Below are 20,125 nucleotides of genomic sequence, written 5' to 3' on the forward strand. Positions count from 1 at the left end.
CTTATTTACGTTCTTAAGTATGAGTATATTTACAGGCTTACTTATAATCTTACTTACGATTTAATTTATTTTTATAATTGAAGTTCTATTTTCAGAACTATTATTTATAGTTTAAGTATACAATGATTAGTTCATTATTTCAAACTATAGTTTGAAATCTTCTAAATATATTATTACGATTTCTATTTTAGATATTTCGTTACTATTACTTATATGTATAATTATTTTTTTCTATCATTGTATTTTCCTAATATAATATGTTTACTACTTATCCTTGTTTGAAAGCGCATTATATTGTACAATTACAGTATAGAATATTATTTACAATTCATAGAAATGGAGTTGTGTTATATGTCGGAAATCCCGAATAATCTTCAAAATTTAGAAGATTCAATAAAAATAAATAACGTAGAATTATTCGAAAGTTTTGATATAGAATCTTTTTTGAATGGTAAAATTCTTGCTGTAGAAAAAGTTGTAGTAGATTCTCATATAAAATTAGAACTTAGAATAGTTAAAGATCGAACCCTTTATAATGATGAAACAGAAGAAGATGCAAATAAGAACAAGATAATAACGGCTATATTACACAAAGATATTGCTAATAGTGTAAATATCGTAGATATAATTGGTAACGAGGTTTATATAAACAATATCAATCCTGATGATGCTCTAGTATACGGTATTAATTGTCTACAGGTAACTGTTAAAGATATAGAAATCAGAAATCATAAAATTGAAGGATTCGAACAAAGAACGAGTTTTACAAAAGCAGATTATAGATTAATGAAAATGAATTTGTTCAAAACTTTTAATTCTAATAAATTTATTTCTTCTTATCGCTTAAAATTATTAACAGTTTACCCGCAAAACCCAACTACTGCCAGAGCATTAATACTAATAACAGAAGACTTAACTAATGTAGATAGCAGCTTATCAAATGTAGGTAAAACTTTTAGTTTGAAAGTAGAGCTTTCTAATGTAAGAGATATTCCCCTTGAGTTTGTTATTGGTAATAAAGATATAGATAGAAACAACATTTTAGGCAACTTATCAGGAATGACTGTAAAAAACAATCAAGTTTTACTCACTGCCGATAAGATACAAATAAATGATAACGGCAATAATATTATTATTGGTAAAGGCGTAAGTAAAGATGCAAGTAATCATATAAATAGCAACGTAAGTAATAACGAAAATAATATTTATAAGTAACATCTCAAGTAATACCTCAAATAAGCTTATAAGTGTAACATCTCAAGTAATAACTCAAATAAGCTTATAAGTAACATCTCAAGTAATAACTCAAATAAGCTTATAAGTAACATCTCAAGTAATAACTCAAATAAGCTTATAAGTAACAAATGAATCTATTATCTTTCAATAATAGATTCATTCATTAGCTAAATCACTAATGAAAGGTGGCTTTACATGTTTAAACATAAGCGTAGTAACGACAAAGAAAAAATAAAAGCGATTAAGAAAAAACAAAAATCCCAGCAGCAAAATAATAAGGCATCAAAGAAGAAACTTACCAAGCAAGAAAAGAAAGAAATGAAACGTAAGCGAAAAGCTTTTAAATCCAACAAAACTAAATACGATATAGAAGGGGGAATAGGGGGAGATAAAGACCCTAGAACAAAACGTGATATGCGTACAACCTTTATAGCTATATTTGCTATTGTACTATTCGCTTTCAGCTCTATTCTTTGTGGATTTGGCTTTCAAGCTTACGGTAATTTCAAAAAAAATAACACTGAAGAATTTGGTAGCACTAAATCTTTTACTAAAGCTGACGCAAAGGTTAAATTTAGCGAAGTTTGGACTGATAAAAACAGAGATGTAACGATAGTAAAACTTGGCTATCCGGAAAGTTCCCAAGATAAATTATCCAATAGAGGTAGTGCTTACAAACTTTATATGAATCCAAAAGGTACTAAACCTAAAGCTAAAATGGCTTACGGTATACTAGGCGTAGAAGGTGATGGTTACTTATTCATTAAAGGTAAGCTTAAAGATCAGCCATATCATATTGGTATTGAAAACACATTGAGCTTAACTACAAAATCAATCTCTCAATCATCTAGCTCGTCAACTGGTATCGATGAAGAAGATGGAATAGAAAGTGCAATTTCTTCTATGAATGATGACGGTTCTTCAAATTCAGCATTTGGCAACGATGATAATGCTAAAAAGGCTAATAAAGAACGAGACTTCATTAAATTCATCATTAATCCTTACTCTGATAATACAAAAGTATATAAAGGTAGTTTCTTAACTCCATCTGGCGATATTGATTATTCAAAAGTAATTGCTCAGACGAGTACTGATTCAGCTATCGCTTCAAAAGAGAAGGAAAAAGAAAAGCACGAATCAAATTTAAAAGATCTAAAAACAAGCAAGAAAGAGTATGAATCACGAGTTAAAGACGAAAAGAAAGATAAAAAATCGAAGAAAAAAGACAAAGAAAAAGATGTTGGAGATAATAAATCCAAAAATGAATCTAACCTAGAAAAAACAGAAGAATCTATTGCAGACGAAGAGAAAGAAATTGAATCTTTAAACAAAGAAATAGATAAATTGAAAAACTCTAACTTTGGTAAAGAAGACTTTGGCGATATGCAAGAGAAAGCTACAATATACTAGGAGCGATACAAAATGACTAATTCAAATAGACATATCGAAAATCCCAATCGCAAGGCTGATATATTTTTTGAAGAAATGAATAAAGAGTTAGGTTACTCACTTACTCAGTTATACGAACCTAAACATGATGTTATCGGTAGAGATAAAGAATTACATCAGCTTGATATTTTAATGTCCCGACCACTTACACCTATAGCCCTTTTAATTGGGCTAGCGGGTGCTGGTAAAACAGCGATTGTCGAAACATGGTTAAAATTGCAAAAACAAAAAAATAAAAATGTGGTTTTACTATCTTTAGCACTTGGTGCTATGAGTTCTGACGGTAACACTTTACTTCAAAAGCGAATGGAATCTCTAATGCCAAAACTAAAAGAATATCAAGATATTCTTAAAGAGAACGATCCTAATACTGAGGTTGTATTGTTTATTGATGAGGTACACATGGTCGTTTCAATCTTTGGCAAGGGCTCTAAACTAGGGGGTGATTTACTCAAAACATCACTCGCTCGTTCATATGTTAAAGTCATCGCAGCAACAACACGTATTGAGTATGATTCTTATATTGCTAATGATGCACCTTTAGCTAGACGTTTTAAAAACTTAGCTATTAATGAAGTCAATAAAGACGTAACAAAACAAATACTACAGGATAGTTGGTTATCTACCTATTTCTATAATGAATCAGATGTAAGAATAGACGATTCGTTACTCGATAAAATCATCGAAGCTAACAGGCTATATAGACCTCAATTTGCTGAACCAGCAAAATCTATCGATATATTAGAAAGTGCAATTGCTATTCATCGAGTTGAAAATGTTGATATTGATGAATCTATTATTAATCGGATTTTTGATGAACAATACAACATCACATTAAATTTTCAAGCTAACTTTGATCATGTTTATCAAACCATTTTAAATCGAGTGATGGGTCAACCAATGGCATTATATACAGTCGGACAGGCAATTAAAAAATTAGCCTTCCAACTAGACAATTTTAGCAACAGACCTAAAGCAACAATGTTATTTATCGGTTCTAGTGGTGTAGGTAAAACCGAAATGACAAAAGCACTTGCTGAAGGTTTATATGATAACCCCAATAAATATAAAACCTTCAACATGGCTGATTATGCACTAGCTAATACATCTCCTATATTCCGTAGTGAATTAGGTAAAACAGTTAGTCATGATTCAACAGTTATCGTACTACTTGATGAGATGGAAAAAGCACATAAAAACGTGATGCAAGATTTATTAGCCATCTTAGATGAAGGTATCGTTAGACATAACGAGATCGGTGCTGACGGTTACATGATTACTCATGAAGTTTCACTAAAAAATACAATTGTGATTGCTACAAGTAACGTTGCGGCTGATTTATTTAAAGACGTGAACCAATACAGCCGTTTACGTACAACTATCACTCAAGAAAACATGAATGAGTATTCAGCAGCATTGAAACAAGAATATAGGGACTTAGAAATTGATATACACGATGCGTTAAGAGATGCTTTCTCACCTGAGTTTGTTGGTCGTTTTTCAAATATCGTACCGTTCTATGCGCTTCACGAAACAACCTTGATTGAGATTTGTCATAGAAGTATCATGAAACTAATCAAACAGCTCAACAGCCGTCCTGAAGGTTATAACGTAAAGGTTAGAGAACCGATGAAATGGACGCATGGCGGATATAATATCGTAGCTAGTGAGCTAACAATGTATGTATGCTTTGAACTTGCTAACATTGATGATTCAAACTTTGGGGGCGCACGTGCTATCAAGCGCTATATTGATAATGAAATTTTCCCAAGCATCTTAGACGCTATCCTCGATAATCCCGATAAGCGACGCTTCTTTGTTCATACTAACGGTAAGTGTTCGTTTGAAAATCCTGATTATCAAGTTGGATTAGGCGATATCATCGTAGAACCTGCTTCCTAACACATAAACCAAAAAATACTTTGAAAGGAATGATTTTTAGTGCAGCATAAAAAACGTTTTTTCACATTATTTATCTTAATCGCATTGATTACATCTATATCACTAGGAATTCTATCACTGCATAGCACTTCACCGCTGATACATCACACGGCGTATGCTGATGAAAAAGATAATAAGGATAACAATGATAACCAAGATAACGATAATACAGAAAGCGTCAATAGCACCGAAGAGTTGATAAAAAAAGCTAACAATGGAGAAACCACTAAAGAAGAGGACAATGAATTAGCTAAACTTCAAAAACAGGCTATTGTTAAACAAGAAGGTGGTAAATGGCGTTCTGGCGACGCTTTTCAAGCCGACAGTAGCTTATGGACACTTTACTCTCGCATATTGATGGAATCTGGCGAAGGAAAAGATAGCAAAAAAGAAAAAGAAGATGGAGACACTGGCGGCGTCCAAAAAATGGTCAAAAATGCTATTGGATCATTCATGGGCGACGGGGGAGTTGAGGTTGATATCCCTTTCAATGAGATGTATTCAATTGGCACTGATTTAGGGGCTCAAAACGGTGATAAAAGAGCAAATACGCAAGCTGGACGACAACTCGCTTCTTTTTTCTCAACTTTTTCTCATTACGGCTATGTCGAAACGGTGTCTGGTAATACTCTAGCCGCTAAAGCAGACGGTGCGTTTAATACGATTATGCGTTACTTTGCGGGTCTATTCTGTTTAGGTGCTATATTAATTCACGGATTCTTTAATGGTTTACTTGGCTGGATTGTCAGCTTCTTAGCTAAATTCGATGTATTCTCTATTTTAGGATACAACGACCCTGAACAATTAAAAGACAAAGCTTCAAATCCATTTGTTAAAGCAGTTTATGGATTTGTACAAGGCGTTGGATTATCTCCTGCATTCTTTAATTTCTTAGTTCTAACAGGCTTTTACGCTATTGTTGGGTTATTCGTTTATCGAATGATGCGTACATTATCATCTGATGCTTTTCATTTCGGGCAATTCAGTGATCATACGAAACGTTTAATTATCCGTTTTTTAACATTTTTCCCAATTCCAGTCATAATTATTACGCTTGTTAGTGGATTCGCAAGTCAATTAGATAATATACAAAACAACAAGAAGTTTAATCCATCACCAGCGCAACAATATATCTTAAATGATAGAAAGTGGGCTGCTTCACAAAACTTATCACCTAACGCCTTACAACAAGAAAACAAAGCGCCTAATGCAGGTTCTGACACACAACATATCGATGGTGATTATGCACCAAGTAATGCACGTAATCTCATCAGCAACATTAACTATGAATCTTATAATCGTATGGATAATATCAACGATGAAAGCTCAATGAAAATGAGCCTTGATTTAATCTTTGGTTACATGCAAAACGGCAAGTTTAACGTGAACACATACATGTCTGATATTCGTCAAACACCAGCATCGGGAGACGAGCCAGCAAGTAGATATTCTGCCTTTCAAAATATCAACAGTTTAGGTAAAAAGGTAGATCAACAAAACTACAAAGATTATATCTGGACGGCTAAACCTGTATCAAGTTCTAATGAAGGCGAAGCTAAACCGACAGATAAAAAGTTTAAACCACAGGCTAATGCGGGCGTTGATGGAGAAAAATCATTCTCCACACAATCTGTAGCACTTATGCTTCAAACGTCATTCGAAGATCATGCAGCTAATTTTTATGCTTACAACATTCCGCCTACAGGCATTCAAGGGCAAGCTAAAAATATGAGTACTGTAAAAACAGAGTGGAGAGAATACACGTTACCGGGTGAAGGTTTACTTGGTAAATCGGGTTCTTACATGGCAATGGTTACACAAGCGATATTCCAATCAATTGTTATTTTAGGTTGTATTCACGCTTTATTATTCACTAACTTCTTTAAAGCAGCCATCTTAACTGTTAAACATTGGCTATTAGGCTTAAGTACAGGTAACCCAGCACACATGCTTGTTTGTTTATTACTAGGATTAACATCACCTATGACAGGTTTTATCGCCTATGCTTTACCATCATTACTAGTATCAGCAATCAACTTACTAGCTCAAGGGGTTAACGGGGTAGTTAAAGCATTCGGCATTCTAAATGTAGATGGTGTCATTGACTTAGGTAAATCTATAGTATTCTTATTTGCTGGATTCTACTTAGTTATTTCTAAAACAGTTACAGGCACTAATATTATTACAACAATCATCAGCTTACCAACGGATATCGGTTTAAACTTAGCAAGACGTGCACAATCAATCATGCGTTCTCGTCAACAATTTAGACATGCTATTCGTTTAGCTAACCGTACTGCTAGAGACGTTGGCGGTGCAGCAGCAAGTAATACAGCGTCTAATTTTAATAAAAATACAATGGGTGCTACTTGGAACGCTGCTACAACACCTTCAGAGTGGGCAAGTCACGGTGTAAACTACCTCACGAATAAAACGTCAAATGCATCAGATACTCAAGGAAATGATGAATCAGCAAATGCCTTTGCAGCTAGACAAAGTGGTGCATCTAATACTGGACGTACGGGTACAGCTCGAAGTACGTTATTAGGTGCACAAAATCCTAATCCATCGAATACAAACAACCCTTACGGTGGTCATAACTACTTTGTAGGAGCTAGACAACCTATGGTGGGTAGTCCTGCTTCAATTACGAATAAAGGTGCAAATAATAAACCAGTTGATCCTGAAAACCATCAACGTAACAACCAATACAAAGATACAGCAAGAGTGTTACCTTCAGCGATGAAATCGGGCTCAGCTAATGACTTTGCTAAAAACATCAGTCGTCAAAATCAAGAAGAAGCTAAAAAAGCTGGAGAAGCTCAAGCTAGAAAAGATATTAAAAATACTTCTACAGAATCACATACCGATACGCCAAGCTTCGATGATAACAACAACTCATTCACTAGTGATAGTTATCCAACGACTGGTAACGTTAGCCATACGTCACATGAATCAGCTAACGACTTTGCATCACAACAACCGCCATTTAGTGATAGAGAATTAAGCTCATTAAATAGTGCAAATAACGAAGCGGACTTCCAAGAAAAGCTATACTATACAAACAACGGTCAATATGCAGCGTTAAGTCAAGATAGCGCTAAACAACACTTACAAGGTACTAAATTTATTAATGACGACGGCGACATTGACTATAACCAACTTGACCAATTTAACGATAGTATTAATGGTAAGCACTTAGAAGACTTAGATAAGGATAGCATGAGACAAAAAGAACAACTCGACTTTGCGTTCCGACAAGGTGCATCTTCTATCTATAGCAAATATGATAATATAGACGTAGATAATAAAGATAAATAATTAAGAAGTTCTTTGACACAACTTAAAAGGGTATCCATAGAGATGCCCTTTTCTTTTACTAAAATCTAATTGAGGTGATCACAATGAAGATTACATTTGAGAAGGATACGCCCGAAGAAAAAGCGGCAAAAAAAGCTGAAAGAAAAGCGAAACGAAAAGAAAAGTATGGTCATTTAGGACAAGCACAAGAAGGTAGCTTAGCAAAATTCATATCTGATAAATTTAAAAGCAAGAATAATGATAACAGAAAGTTTTTTGACGATAGTAAGGACTTTGATTTCTTAAAAGAATCTCAAGAAGGTAGTGCTATCAAATACTTTAAAGATCTAGGTAAACGTATGTTCCCAAAAAACGACAAAGACAACAGTAAATCAAAAAAATAAAAGTAAACGAAACACAAATGAAAGGTGGATACTTATGAAGAAATATATCTTATTACTTGCTTCATTGGTGCTCGTTGTAACACTGGCATCGTGTTCTAATAACAGCAATCCTAAACAAAAGAAAACCACAAAAGACGATGAAATGAAAGTCGGCGAAATGATGCAAGAAGATAAAGAACATGTTTGGTTTCTAATGCATGATAAAAAAACTGAGACCTTAGAAAGTGAATCTGTAGTTGATGAGTTCATTATCACTAAAAACGGTAAAATGAAAATATATCAAGCAAAAACTATTCCACAGCAAAATCTAGGCGAATTATTAAAAAAAGACGAAAAATCCCTGATTAAAGATATCAAAGAGCAAGACAAATGGTATTTTAAAATGAAAACAGCCGAAATGATAGGAAATACTAACGCTGATATCAAAAATGCAAAAGACCTCATAAAAAAAGGTTATGATGAATATAGTCCATCGAGAGATTCTCATGGCGGTAACGATTACGCAGTTATTCAAAAAGAGTTACACAATAAAAGTCCTGAAGAATCCCTAAAAGAGCTAGAGAAAAATAAAAATGACCTAGAAAGCAGAAAGTATGAAGCTCCTAAATCTCAAAAAGTTGACTTACGATCTGTTGGTAGTGGAAAATTACGTATCAGTACTGATAGAAAATTCAACTTTCCTAAAGCATTTCAGACTAATAACGGAGAATACAACACATTTTCTAATCCTGTAAATCCAAAAGAAATTTCTGGTAAAAAGGTTGCTGGATTAAGCGTTTATGATGAGGACGAAGGCTTAGAAGAAGGTACAGACCCATTCTTAGTTACTACCGTTGATAATAAAATTAAAAAAGTTTTATTCGACAAACCAAATGATCCAGCAATCAAAGACAATCAAGAATACAAACACAAAAAAGGTTCATAATAGATTCTCTCTTACCCCTTGTAGTTTTCTCTATAAGGGGTTAATTTTTAGGATAGCTTATTTTTGTTTAACGTTGTTCTTTTACATATCTAATCGATATATTACATTAATCCAGTTCTCCCCACATTTTTAGGCTTACCTGTTTTAGCATACTATGTTTATTATCAATACTTTGATCATTATTCCACATATTCACATGATATTGACGATAGGCTTGTATTTTAGCTGCACCCGTTACATACGCAAAAATGTTTTGTGCTTGCTCACCTTCACCTCTATGATTGTTTCTTAATTTTCTAATTAACGTATCGAAACAATTATCAATGATATTTGAATAATCTTCATTCGTAATATTAGCGTATTTTTGTATCTGAGAAGTAATGGCATTGTAAAGACCCTTAATTTGAGAATCACTAAAGAAAGGTTTGTACTTTTGATAGAGTTCAAGTGGTAAACCTTCAGGACACGATCTAAAATATTTAATATTTTCAATACGCTTTAATTTAGTTTGTTTTTTGCGTTTTCTGTTACTTAAAAAAGAATTTAATAGTTTTAAAGAAAATACCGTTTCTTTTTTTGTTTTCACAAATGCCGTTGCTTGTTGTGACTGACGTTTACTGTGTTTTTTATGACCGTTACGAGGTGACATTTTCGAGGTGTCACTAATAATTTTTTGTTGTACCACAACTGGGTTTATGACGTAAGCATTAGCGCCTTTTCCCCCAGATTTTGATCTCATAAGATTAATAACAGAAATATACCCTCGATCCTTCAATGTTTTTAAATGTCTTTTAATTGTTCGAACCGATTTATCTAATTGTTTTGCGATTGTTTTAATCTTAATGTGTGAAACACCAATGACTTTACAACTGTAACGTTTTAGTAGATTAAGCGTTTCATAGAGTGGTTTATTGATTTTTGCATTATACTGTCTAACTGTATTATCCATTTCTTGTATAGATTCAAATGTTGCATAGTCTTGTAAATTGATAAGTTGATAAGCCATAATATCTCTCCTTCTTTGGAGAACAAAAAAGAGCGTGAGCCGATGAAAAATGATACGGCTCACACTCTTTCGTGACGATACTGTCATGACGGATATCCTTCAGTTCTAGTTTAAAGTGATACATTTATATTGCCAAACTATGGTTGATTTAGTAACATAAGGGTATCAAATTAATAAGAAAGAGGACATCTTAAAGAGAGTCTTTGCCGATGGTTGGTTCATCGAGTAAAGTGCTTGCCGATGGTTGGATCGGTATAGCGGTTAATAATTGTTAGCGCAATTATTAATGCTAGATGTTCTTTTTCGTTCAATTTGATTTAAATTTATTTTAGCATTAAATTTTCAGAAATCAAAGGATAATTAAATATTCACTTTGACCTATGAAATGAAGAATGCTTATCAACCAACAACGAATGAAATGCGATTAGCATATACAAATAGCCCCTACAACCAATTAAGGTTATGTAGGGGCTATTTTAGTTATTACTGTCTATTTAAGTTTTTCTTCTTTTTCCTCGTATTCATAAGTTGCTGCATAGATAATTAACTGTATTGTAGATATCATCATAAAAAATGTATACCAATCATTGCTATTCAAATATAGAAAATATGAGTGATTAAACGTTGTAGGTAGCGTTTTTTCATTAACTTTGATTATCGCACTCCATAGAGGTTCGAACAGTTTCGTTGTTAAATACTCAACTTTGTTTTTTATGTTTTCATTTCTATCAATATCATTATTTTCACGTTCTGCTGGGGAATGTTCCACGTAACTATCTTGTATGATACTTGTCTCTGACGTTACTTTCGGATCTCCCATTTTTATAATTCCATTATCACTTATAATCTCGGTTACAACATCAATATTTGGAATTTTAATTTTTTTTAAATCATTAACTTTTTTCATAAAATCATGGTTATATCCTAGATCACGTCTGAAAGATTCTAGCATTCTTGCGTTAAATTGACTAATCTCACTTATATTATTGCTAACTCTAATCGCTTTTCTTAGTTTTTCTGCTAATTCTGCCGACGTATTTTTGAAAATATTATTATTCAATAATTTCTTATATTCAGGACTATTCAAGTAGTTAGTGGCTTTAAAAATATCACTTTGAAATTGCGTATTCTTTTTTAATAAATTTAGTGTTTTTTGATAATTAATAAGCGCTTGATTCATATTTCAATTCTCCAATGCTAAATAATATCTTCTATTACATTATTATTTATATTATTACTTATACGTTTATTTATATGCGTACTTACATTGTTACTTATACGTTTATTTATATGCGTACTTACATTGTTACTTATACGTTTATTTTTGTTTTTCAACAAAAATAATCCTATTAATTTGTTATTAATAGGATATCCATTGTGTTTATATCTTTTTAAAGTTAAATGTATTGAAACTTCCTTCTTTACCTTTTTCTAGTAGACCAACATCTTCTAACTCTTTATAGTACTTCTGTAGTGATTTTATTTTACGTCCCATTGGTTTTATAATATCTATACCTCTGATTTTCAAGTAATCTTTATTTTGTTCCTCTTGTAGCCAACTATAATAGCTGTAAAAAATTTTAGCTCCATATGATATACCTTCATATTTTCCGCTAACCAACTCCTTAGAAAGGGGTATAGCATCTTTATTATCTGGTCGATTCACTTTTATAACCGTTTTTCCAATTTCTTTTTCAACTTCTAAATACGAATCATTTTTTAGTTTAGTGATCCATTTATACATCGTTTGCTTTGATATATTTAGTATTTTTGCTAGTTCTATTTGTTTATAGGGAAAGTAATTATCTTCATCACTTAAAGAATACAGAAGCGCTAAAACGTATTTTAGCCTCATATCTAAATTTATATATTGTTCTTCCTGAAAAAAACACTTATATATATATATATCGCTTGTCATATATTCACCAACTTTAGTATTTTCATTACAATTCAATATTATCATTTTTTTGTATTAATGTAACAATACGAAATTATTCAATTTATACATTGGTTCATCTAGTTACCTATGCTATAATATAATCAAATAAAAAACACAGTTGCTCCAACAACTGTGTTCAAGAGTGTTTTATTACGAATGAGCAGAATAAAACAAACAAAAATATTTTAGAGTATATAGTCTTTTTAGTTGTGCAGCCTATAAATAAAAACCTAAATAAGAATTTACTTATAAACTTATTTATCGGTTTATCACTATCCATAAGTAAGGACTTATTTATAAGTTTATTTATAAGTTTACTTGTAACCTTATTTATTGGTTTATCACTATTTATAAATAAGGACTTATTTATAAGTTTATTTATAAGCTTATTTATATCCTTATTATAAAGGGTATTCTCTTACAATTCAACTACCGTAGTTTATTTATTATACTCTTACAAACTTTTTAAGCTCTCGTGATAAACCTCTCAATATAAAACATAGAGGGGTAATGAAAATGACAAAAAATCTACAAACACGCATCTGTAATCAAAATGATAAAAAGTATTTACCATTCCTTAAAAGTTATAAATTCCTTTTTGAAGATAACAATTATCAAGATTTACCATATCAAGCAAAAGCCATGTATACGTATATGGCGAATAAACAAGTCCGCGTCTTAAAATCTCAACATAAACAAGCTTACATCGACACAAACGGTCAGCCTTTTATTGTTTATACAATCAAAGATTTACAGGACGACCTCAATCTGTCTAATTCATCAGTAAAAAAATATAAACGTATCTTAACGGAGTATGATCTTATTACGACAACACATAAAGGCAAATATATTTATGTGAATACACCAACACTAGCTGATGATGCTCATACGTATGCAGAGGGTAAAAAACTGACTTACTATCACATGCCTAAATTCTTTGATACAAACCCTAATTATAAAAACGTGTCGTTACTTACGAAATTAGTTTATACGTTACAAAAAGAACGTTTTACGCTTTCTTTGGCAAACACAAATACAAAATCACCGTCTCAATATATTGATGAACGTGGGCGTGTATTCTGTGTATACGCTAATCAAGCGTTAGCTGAGATGTTAAACGTATGTGAAAAGAAAATTATTGATGCTAAAAAAGAATTAGAGGCATTGGGTCTACTTAAACAACGAAAACAAGGTATCAATGAATCGAATCGCTTGTATTTGTATACACCATTATCTAGTGAACAAGTGACTATAGATGACATTTCAGAGGCAAGCCAAGAAGATAATAAAACAAAAAAATATGCGCTTGTACCACCTGAAAAATCGATGCGTGGTTGCGTTTATAAACGTCAATGGGTGAAAAATGCAGTCGGCTATGGTTTAAATATGCAGTCTAGTAATACTGGTTTTAGTAATACTGATTATAGTAATACATATAATTCTATGTATTCTATGTATAGTATGTCATTTGATAATCAATATGCAGAACAAACAGACAACACAAACAATGACTTTGAAATAACTAGAAAAGAAATGAAATTAAAACCATTTAATTTTAATCCAACACTTAAGAACTACCTCATGAATTTTTCTTCTAGCGACTTAGGTATTGTTTTGAAAAAATTAGCTACTGCTAAAAATCACTATAATCAAAACTATGATACAAACTATTCTCTTGAAGATATCGATGATCAATTACTACCGATGTTGAAACGAGTTAAAGTCGTTATTCATGATAAAAACAGTACTGTTTCGGCGATGGGTGGCTATATCTATACAACTACAGTAAATGAATTTAAAGCGCATGAAATCAAGACAATTGAGGAACAAAATAGTAATGGTTTAGAGACAGCAGAAGAGTTCAATGCCCGTTGGTTTGCGAAAATTAAAGAAGTATCTAAAACCTTAAAGCGAAAGCACGTTGACTGTACAACAGTTAAGCATCAAGACGCTCCATTCAGCAATAACTCATTAGGCTATCAAGATGAAATGGGTATGCCTTACTAGTCATTCCTAACTTTAAAAAGTGCATACTAAAATTTATAAGGCAATTAAGACGTGCAATGCGTATAATAAAAAGATGATCGTATGCTTAGTGTAAATAAAAACTTTAACTTATTTGGAGGCGTCACATGTCTATCGCAAAAGATTTAGAAACCTATAAAAGCGTATTTGGAGTAAACAATATCGTTTACTCGAAAAGCGTCACGTTTATCTATGATGAGAAAGGTAAACGGAGAAAAATATATTCATCACTATTTTTAACACCTGAACATATGTCAATAATAAGTACGACGAATGATTTTAAATATCTAATTCCTTTAGATAATATCTCTGATTTAAGTACAGAGGGCAGAGTGCTGAAGTACTACATTCATCTAGTTTATGGTAATCAAGATAAACACTATACCGCTAGTATTGACTTTACGACGAAAAGCGACGGTGATGCGTTTATTAGTCTGTTAAATCTCGCTAAATCAGTGGATAACAAACGACAAGAGCTCGAAAAAGAAATGAGTGATGAAGTTAAGCGCTGGAAGCAACAAATTAGTGAGCTAGATTCCGAAAAAGAAGCCTTATCAAAAGAGAAAGATAAGATTGAGAACGAATACAAAAATGAAAACGAAGGCTTAAATGGCAAGTTACAAAAAGAACTTAATGATGTGTATTCAATCAAGAAGCAATTAAAGTTACAGGAACAAGAATTACAAAATACTATCAACGAAGAAAAAACAAAACTTCAAGACTACAAAGCACAAGAATTAGCCGCTCTTGATGAATCAAAAAAGGCACTTGTGAATAGTATTGAGGAGCTTGACGCCGAACGTAAAAATTTAGTCGTAGAAAATGAACGTCTTAGCGGTGAAATAAGCTTTAAAGAAAAGAAAATCAAAGAATTAGAAGCCAATATCGAAGACAAGATTATCGATTCAGATTTAAAAGATATCTTTGTGAATCACTTTGAAGAAAATATCACGTCCAAAGAACTCAACGATCAATTAAGTATGTTATCTCTTGATGAGAAAGACATGGTAAATAATGATGAAGCCGTTTATTACTATGGCTATAGCGAGAAAAAATCACATATCAATAGCCAAATCAAACAGATTTTACGTTCGTTTAATACTGAATGTGACTATTTATTTAGCAGCCTAACATCTAGAAATTATGATAATTATCATAAAAAAATAGTTCGCTCGTACGAAGCGCTAAATAAAATATATAAAGTAGATAACGTTGAAATCACACGACAATATTTACAAATCAAGTTAGAAAAATTAAATCTAATTAATGAGCGAGCAATTAAAATTGAACAAGAAAAAGCGTTACAACGAGAAATAAAAGAGCAAATGAAAGAAGAAGAAAAGGTTAGACGAGAACTAGAACAACAAGAGAAGAAAATCGCTAAAGAAGAAACACAGTTTAGCAATGAGATTAAAAATTTATTCAAACGTCTAGAAAAATCTCAAAACGATATCGAAAAAGAGTTATACGCTGATAAAATCAAAGAGCTAGAAGAGAAAGTTAAGCAACTTGAAGCAGATAAAAAAGACGTCGAAAATAGAAAACTTAATACCCGTGCGGGCTATGTTTATGTCATTTCAAATATCGGATCATTTGGCGAAGGTATTTACAAAATCGGTTTAACTCGTAGATTAGAACCTTACGATAGAGTTAAAGAATTAGGAGATGCCTCTGTACCGTTTGAATTCGATGTACATGCAATGATATTTAGCGATGACGCACCAACCTTAGAGAGCACACTACATAGACACTTTAGAGATAGAGAATTAAACAAAGTCAATCATAGAAAAGAATTCTTTAAAGTTGATATTGATGAAATAGAAGAGGTCGTAAAAAACAACCATAACAACACGGTTGAATTTACGAAAATACCTGTAGCTGAGCAATACTGGGAAAGCCAAAATATTAGCCAAGCTTCACTCTAAAATTCGAACAAAAGCACTAAACATTTTCTAATTTTATTAGATAACATAGAACAAAGGTATGAATATTGGTAAAATGAATTTAATAAACGTCTTATTACACTGTGAAATGTAAAGTTTTTATAAAAAATGCTATTTTTTGTACACACAAAGTGTCATTTTTGGTAAGAGTATGTTATAGTAATACATGTAATAAGCATGTCAGATAGACGAATAAGAAAGAAAGGAATGATTAAGCATGTTAGACCCAATTATCGAGAGAATCCAATCTCTAGGACCAGAGGTAAAAGCTGTCATAGCAGCGATTGTCGTGCTTGCTGGTATCATTTTTGTAGCAAAACCAATCGTCAACAGTCTTAAAGCCTTTGGAGATGCTAAGTGGCTACAAGGGTTAATGTGGGGTGGCGCAGCTTTAGTTGTTGTTGCTATTGCTACTGGCGCACTAGCTATTGTATTTGGCTGGGGTAAAGAGGTTGGTAACGGTATGGAAAGCGAACTAAGCTTTATCATGTTGAACTTCTTAAACTATTAATTTCCCAAACAGTAGAAGAGGATATACCATTTATCCTCTTTTTTTAAGAACAATCTGTACACTTTATGTGTACGGTTTAGAAAGGACTGAGACGTATTTAATGAGCGACAATTACGTAAATATTGATAGAGATGAGCTTATCGCTCACGCTTTAAAGATATTGAATAACAAAAAATTAAAGGGTACCTATATTGCACAAGAAGCAGATATCAATCAGCGTCAAGTTTATAACTTTAGAAGTGGTTACAGAGATATCAGACAAGCTCGATTAGAAACACTTATTAAATTCGAAAACTTGTATAGAAGAATTAAAGATCGTTTATAAAAAGGGGAGATACGCATGGCAAAGAAAGATGACTTAATGTTAGACAGTATAAAAAATGCAAGTGATATTGAAATACCTTTTGTTATTGTATTTACGTATCTTGATGAATATGTAGAGACGTTCAAACGAGAAGACAAAGCTTGGAGAACGTTTGAAAAACAATATCAAACGGATAGCCCTAAAGAAAATTATCATCATATCGAAGATATCAATATTGATATTGATGATGATGAAGAACCATATAAAGATAAACCCGTAGCAGTGATTACAAAGGAATCGTTGAGTGCGATATCAGAAAACGATAAAGCAACATTAGAGTTTGGAATCCGTGTTGTTGATACAGAATCTAACGTTGCTCGTGTATTTAGTCAAGAAATGTTGGACTATTACGGTATTGATTATGTATTACAAAAAATTGAGTTTGATGATGTGGAATCAACGCTTGAGGACGTCATGGAACAAACGAAACAATTAACCAAAGTTGCTGGAAAGCAAAATGAGGCGAAAGAATCACAAGAAGAAAATAAAGTGCAAGAGACCGCAACAAATAATAATAAACAAGAAACACAAGGTGCTTATACAAGTGGTGACGAAGAGGATACTCAAGAACAAAAAGCAGAAAGTACTAAAGAAACAGAACAACAGGAAGAGATTAAACTACCTAGCCCTGAAACATCACAAGACGAACAAGTACAAAACCCAACACCGATTAAAGAAGTTCCGCAAAATACGAATGAAGAAAACGCTGAAATTGCTGAACAAAATAGACAATATAGTTTTGATTTAGAACCTAAAGCACCAGAAACGCCAATGGATTTTGCGAAACAGGATTTAATTCATGAACTATCAGAAAAAATCAATCCAATTACATTACCTAGAATAAATCATATACCAGATGACACGTTAGGTAATTTAAGCGATTCTAAGTCTTATGATAAATTTTTAGCCCTTAAACGTATTACGGAAGATAAATTTGTTAAGCGTACAGAATCGGTAGAAAAATCATTAAATAATTTACGCCGTGAACGTTTAATGAAAATCAATAATAAGCTAGTAAGACGTCTCAGCATTGAAAATGATGAGTTGCTGAGAAAAAGCGATTTTACATCAGAATATTCACCGTTCAATGAAGGCTATAGAACGCTAAAAACACAGTATCAAGAGATTATTGATTCACTACCAGAAACAAAGCATGAAGAAGTTGAAAAAAATAAACATCAACATGAAACAAATAAAAAAGCATATGTTGAAAGAGCAGCGCAAACAGCAGCACAAGAATTTGATCAACGTAATTTGCACTTAATCGATGAAAAAGCACAAAACTATATCGATGATATTAAGAAAAGTGCTGACAATGAGTATAACGACAACTATAAAACACTCGAGCAAGATGCGCAAAATTGGTATGTAACAAACTTCAATACATTAGTACCTAAAATACTTCAATCACATCAAGAAGAAATTGAAAAAGTCGCTAATGATGTATCACTAGAGATGAAACAAGCGATTGAAGAGATGAATAAGAAAAACGAAGACGATATCAACTATTTAATTAAGCAATTCCAAGATATTACCTATAAAGAAATTGAAACTGATGAAAACAATAAAGCACTTATCGATAAAAAAGTAAGTGAAAGAACATTAGAATATCCAGAATTTAAACATCAAATCGAAACATTAAAAAATGAGCTTGAACATATTAATAAAGAAAACGAAAAAGCTTATGAACAACAAAAAGATTTAGAAAGAGAGTTGCTAGCTGAACGTAAGAAAAATGAAGGCTTACAACAGTCTTTAGAAAATCGTAGTTTAGATTTCACTAATGTGTCTGATAATTATCGAGAACTACAAAAAATCATGGCTGATGGAAACGTCGAAAAACTACAGCGTATTATTGAAAAAAATAAAGGCGAAAACATGAAACCAACATTAGTTGAAAAAATAAAAGGTTTAGGTAATATTATCGCCGCAGCAATCATTGCGATTGCGATTGTTATTGCATCAATCTTATTTAGTGGCAGCAGTGGTAAGGTAGATGAAAATGCCGTATCAAAAGATCAAGTTCAAACTGAAGTACAAAAAGCAGTTGATAAAAACGATAAAAAACATGAAGAGGAACAAAAAGCTTCAGATGATAAGATTAAACAACTCGAAAATGACTTGAAAGAAGCTAAAAAAGATAACTCTAAAAAAGATGATAAAAAATAAAGCGATTTTTAAGAAAGGGGGATAACCTTTGGCTGATAATAATGATGCTGGAAAACCAAGAAAAATATACGGTTTTAAGGCAAATTTTAGACAACGTAAGACGGAAGTTGAATTGCGTATAGATAAAGTAGATAAATTCAACATTCCTTACACTATCATTCCCAAAAGGCTCATTCTCTCAGCACTTATGGCAGCAGTATTAATTATAGGGACAGGTTTTTTCTTGCTGATTGATTTAAGACGAGCGATTTATATTGGCATACCGCTAATATTAATGGTTATTTCGTTATTAATATTGATTGGGTTATACGCTTTCCTATTTCCAGCGTTTGGTTCATTGCTCGAAATAAGCGTTAATTTAATCAACCACTTAATCACAAGTCGACAAGTAAGAAAAGGTAAAAAGCCTCGTTCTAAAAAAACAGGGTTCAAACGTACCCGAAAAGATGGATTGATTCGATATTCTAGCGGTAACGTTGCACGACTTGCATTATTAGATGGACGAACATCAAAAACGGCTTTCCCAACCGAAATACTTATGCAAGAAGGCATTGCCGCAAACTATCATACATCAAGAAACAGAGATGTTACTGAAACAATCATTACAAGCTCTCAAAAGCAGAGTACAGAGCTACAATTAGAAAATATGAGAGCATTAGAAGAAACAAATGAAGATCCCGCAATTAAAGAACTTATCAATTTGCAACGAGAATACACAGATAAACGTATTGAAGGGCAAGCAACAACATTTGTGCAGTATCTTCTAATGATTGCGCCAGATGAACAAACTTTAGAAGAAGGTATCGAGAACTTATATAATTCCGTAGAAGAAGGCTTGTATTACAACGTGCAGTTTCTCAACAAAAAAGATACAGATAAAGTGTTATCTGACATAAAAGGATTTAAATAGAGG

The 20,125-nt window shown here is 32.4% G+C and carries 15 protein-coding genes; 12 read left to right on the top strand and 3 right to left on the bottom strand.

The genetic code is table 11. The annotated features are described in order from the left end of the window. Positions 1 to 351: 351 nt before the first annotated feature. The 6 genes from SBL15_RS11895 to SBL15_RS11920 all read left to right on the top strand — a co-directional run bounded on the left by SBL15_RS11895 (position 352) and on the right by SBL15_RS11920 (position 9,255). On the top strand, positions 352 to 1,215 hold the full coding sequence (locus tag SBL15_RS11895) for a hypothetical protein (RefSeq protein ID WP_070046258.1): 864 nt from the start codon (positions 352 to 354) through the stop codon (positions 1,213 to 1,215). A gap of 216 nt (positions 1,216 to 1,431) precedes the next feature. After that, a complete protein-coding gene (locus SBL15_RS11900; RefSeq protein WP_070046229.1) occupies positions 1,432 to 2,646 on the top strand; it encodes a hypothetical protein in 1,215 nt (404 codons plus the stop codon). Between the two features lie 12 nt (positions 2,647 to 2,658). Beyond that, positions 2,659 to 4,587 (top strand): AAA family ATPase, encoded by a 1,929-nt coding sequence (locus SBL15_RS11905; RefSeq protein ID WP_070046228.1) that lies wholly within the window; start codon positions 2,659 to 2,661, stop codon positions 4,585 to 4,587. Between the two features lie 39 nt (positions 4,588 to 4,626). Further along, positions 4,627 to 7,947 carry a hypothetical protein gene (locus SBL15_RS11910; protein WP_317956080.1) on the top strand — a complete coding sequence of 1,107 codons (3,321 nt, stop codon included), beginning with the start codon at positions 4,627 to 4,629 and terminating at the stop codon, positions 7,945 to 7,947. 83 nt (positions 7,948 to 8,030) lie between these two features. Then, the gene (locus tag SBL15_RS11915) at positions 8,031 to 8,330 is read left to right on the top strand and encodes a hypothetical protein (protein WP_070046226.1); all 300 of its coding nucleotides are present in this window, start codon (positions 8,031 to 8,033) and stop codon (positions 8,328 to 8,330) included. 34 nt (positions 8,331 to 8,364) lie between these two features. Then, the gene (locus tag SBL15_RS11920; protein ID WP_317956083.1) at positions 8,365 to 9,255 is read left to right on the top strand and encodes a hypothetical protein; all 891 of its coding nucleotides are present in this window, start codon (positions 8,365 to 8,367) and stop codon (positions 9,253 to 9,255) included. Between the two features lie 106 nt (positions 9,256 to 9,361). On the opposite strand, the gene SBL15_RS11925 is transcribed toward SBL15_RS11920, so the two are convergent. The 3 genes from SBL15_RS11925 to SBL15_RS11935 all read right to left on the bottom strand — a co-directional run bounded on the left by SBL15_RS11925 (position 9,362) and on the right by SBL15_RS11935 (position 12,179). Continuing rightward, on the bottom strand, positions 9,362 to 10,261 hold the full coding sequence (locus SBL15_RS11925) for a replication/maintenance protein RepL (protein WP_317956085.1): 900 nt from the start codon (positions 10,259 to 10,261) through the stop codon (positions 9,362 to 9,364). Positions 10,262 to 10,751: 490 nt separating this feature from the next. Continuing rightward, on the bottom strand, positions 10,752 to 11,441 hold the full coding sequence (locus SBL15_RS11930; protein ID WP_070046223.1) for a hypothetical protein: 690 nt from the start codon (positions 11,439 to 11,441) through the stop codon (positions 10,752 to 10,754). Between the two features lie 201 nt (positions 11,442 to 11,642). Further along, a complete protein-coding gene (locus SBL15_RS11935) occupies positions 11,643 to 12,179 on the bottom strand; it encodes a helix-turn-helix domain-containing protein (RefSeq protein ID WP_070046171.1) in 537 nt (178 codons plus the stop codon). A gap of 537 nt (positions 12,180 to 12,716) precedes the next feature. Between SBL15_RS11935 and SBL15_RS11940 the strand changes: the two genes are divergently transcribed. From SBL15_RS11940 to SBL15_RS11965, 6 genes are all read left to right on the top strand, one after another. After that, positions 12,717 to 14,207, top strand: coding sequence for a replication initiator protein A (locus tag SBL15_RS11940; RefSeq protein ID WP_317956088.1), 1,491 nt, complete (start codon positions 12,717 to 12,719; stop codon positions 14,205 to 14,207). Positions 14,208 to 14,332: 125 nt separating this feature from the next. Further along, complete coding sequence (locus SBL15_RS11945; RefSeq protein WP_234946069.1) at positions 14,333 to 16,150, top strand: DUF4041 domain-containing protein; 1,818 nt, start codon at positions 14,333 to 14,335, stop codon at positions 16,148 to 16,150. A gap of 235 nt (positions 16,151 to 16,385) precedes the next feature. Then, on the top strand, positions 16,386 to 16,679 hold the full coding sequence (locus SBL15_RS11950; protein WP_070046169.1) for a hypothetical protein: 294 nt from the start codon (positions 16,386 to 16,388) through the stop codon (positions 16,677 to 16,679). Positions 16,680 to 16,779: 100 nt separating this feature from the next. Continuing rightward, positions 16,780 to 17,004 carry a hypothetical protein gene (locus tag SBL15_RS11955; RefSeq protein ID WP_070046168.1) on the top strand — a complete coding sequence of 75 codons (225 nt, stop codon included), beginning with the start codon at positions 16,780 to 16,782 and terminating at the stop codon, positions 17,002 to 17,004. 15 nt (positions 17,005 to 17,019) lie between these two features. Beyond that, positions 17,020 to 19,212 carry a hypothetical protein gene (locus SBL15_RS11960; protein ID WP_317956096.1) on the top strand — a complete coding sequence of 731 codons (2,193 nt, stop codon included), beginning with the start codon at positions 17,020 to 17,022 and terminating at the stop codon, positions 19,210 to 19,212. A 28-nt stretch (positions 19,213 to 19,240) separates the two neighbouring features. Beyond that, positions 19,241 to 20,122, top strand: coding sequence for a hypothetical protein (locus SBL15_RS11965; RefSeq protein ID WP_180538891.1), 882 nt, complete (start codon positions 19,241 to 19,243; stop codon positions 20,120 to 20,122). The last annotated feature ends 3 nt before the right edge of the window (positions 20,123 to 20,125 follow it).

The sequence above is a fragment of the Staphylococcus sp. NWU MKU2 genome (assembly GCF_033283605.1).
Classification (GTDB): domain Bacteria; phylum Bacillota; class Bacilli; order Staphylococcales; family Staphylococcaceae; genus Staphylococcus; species Staphylococcus haemolyticus.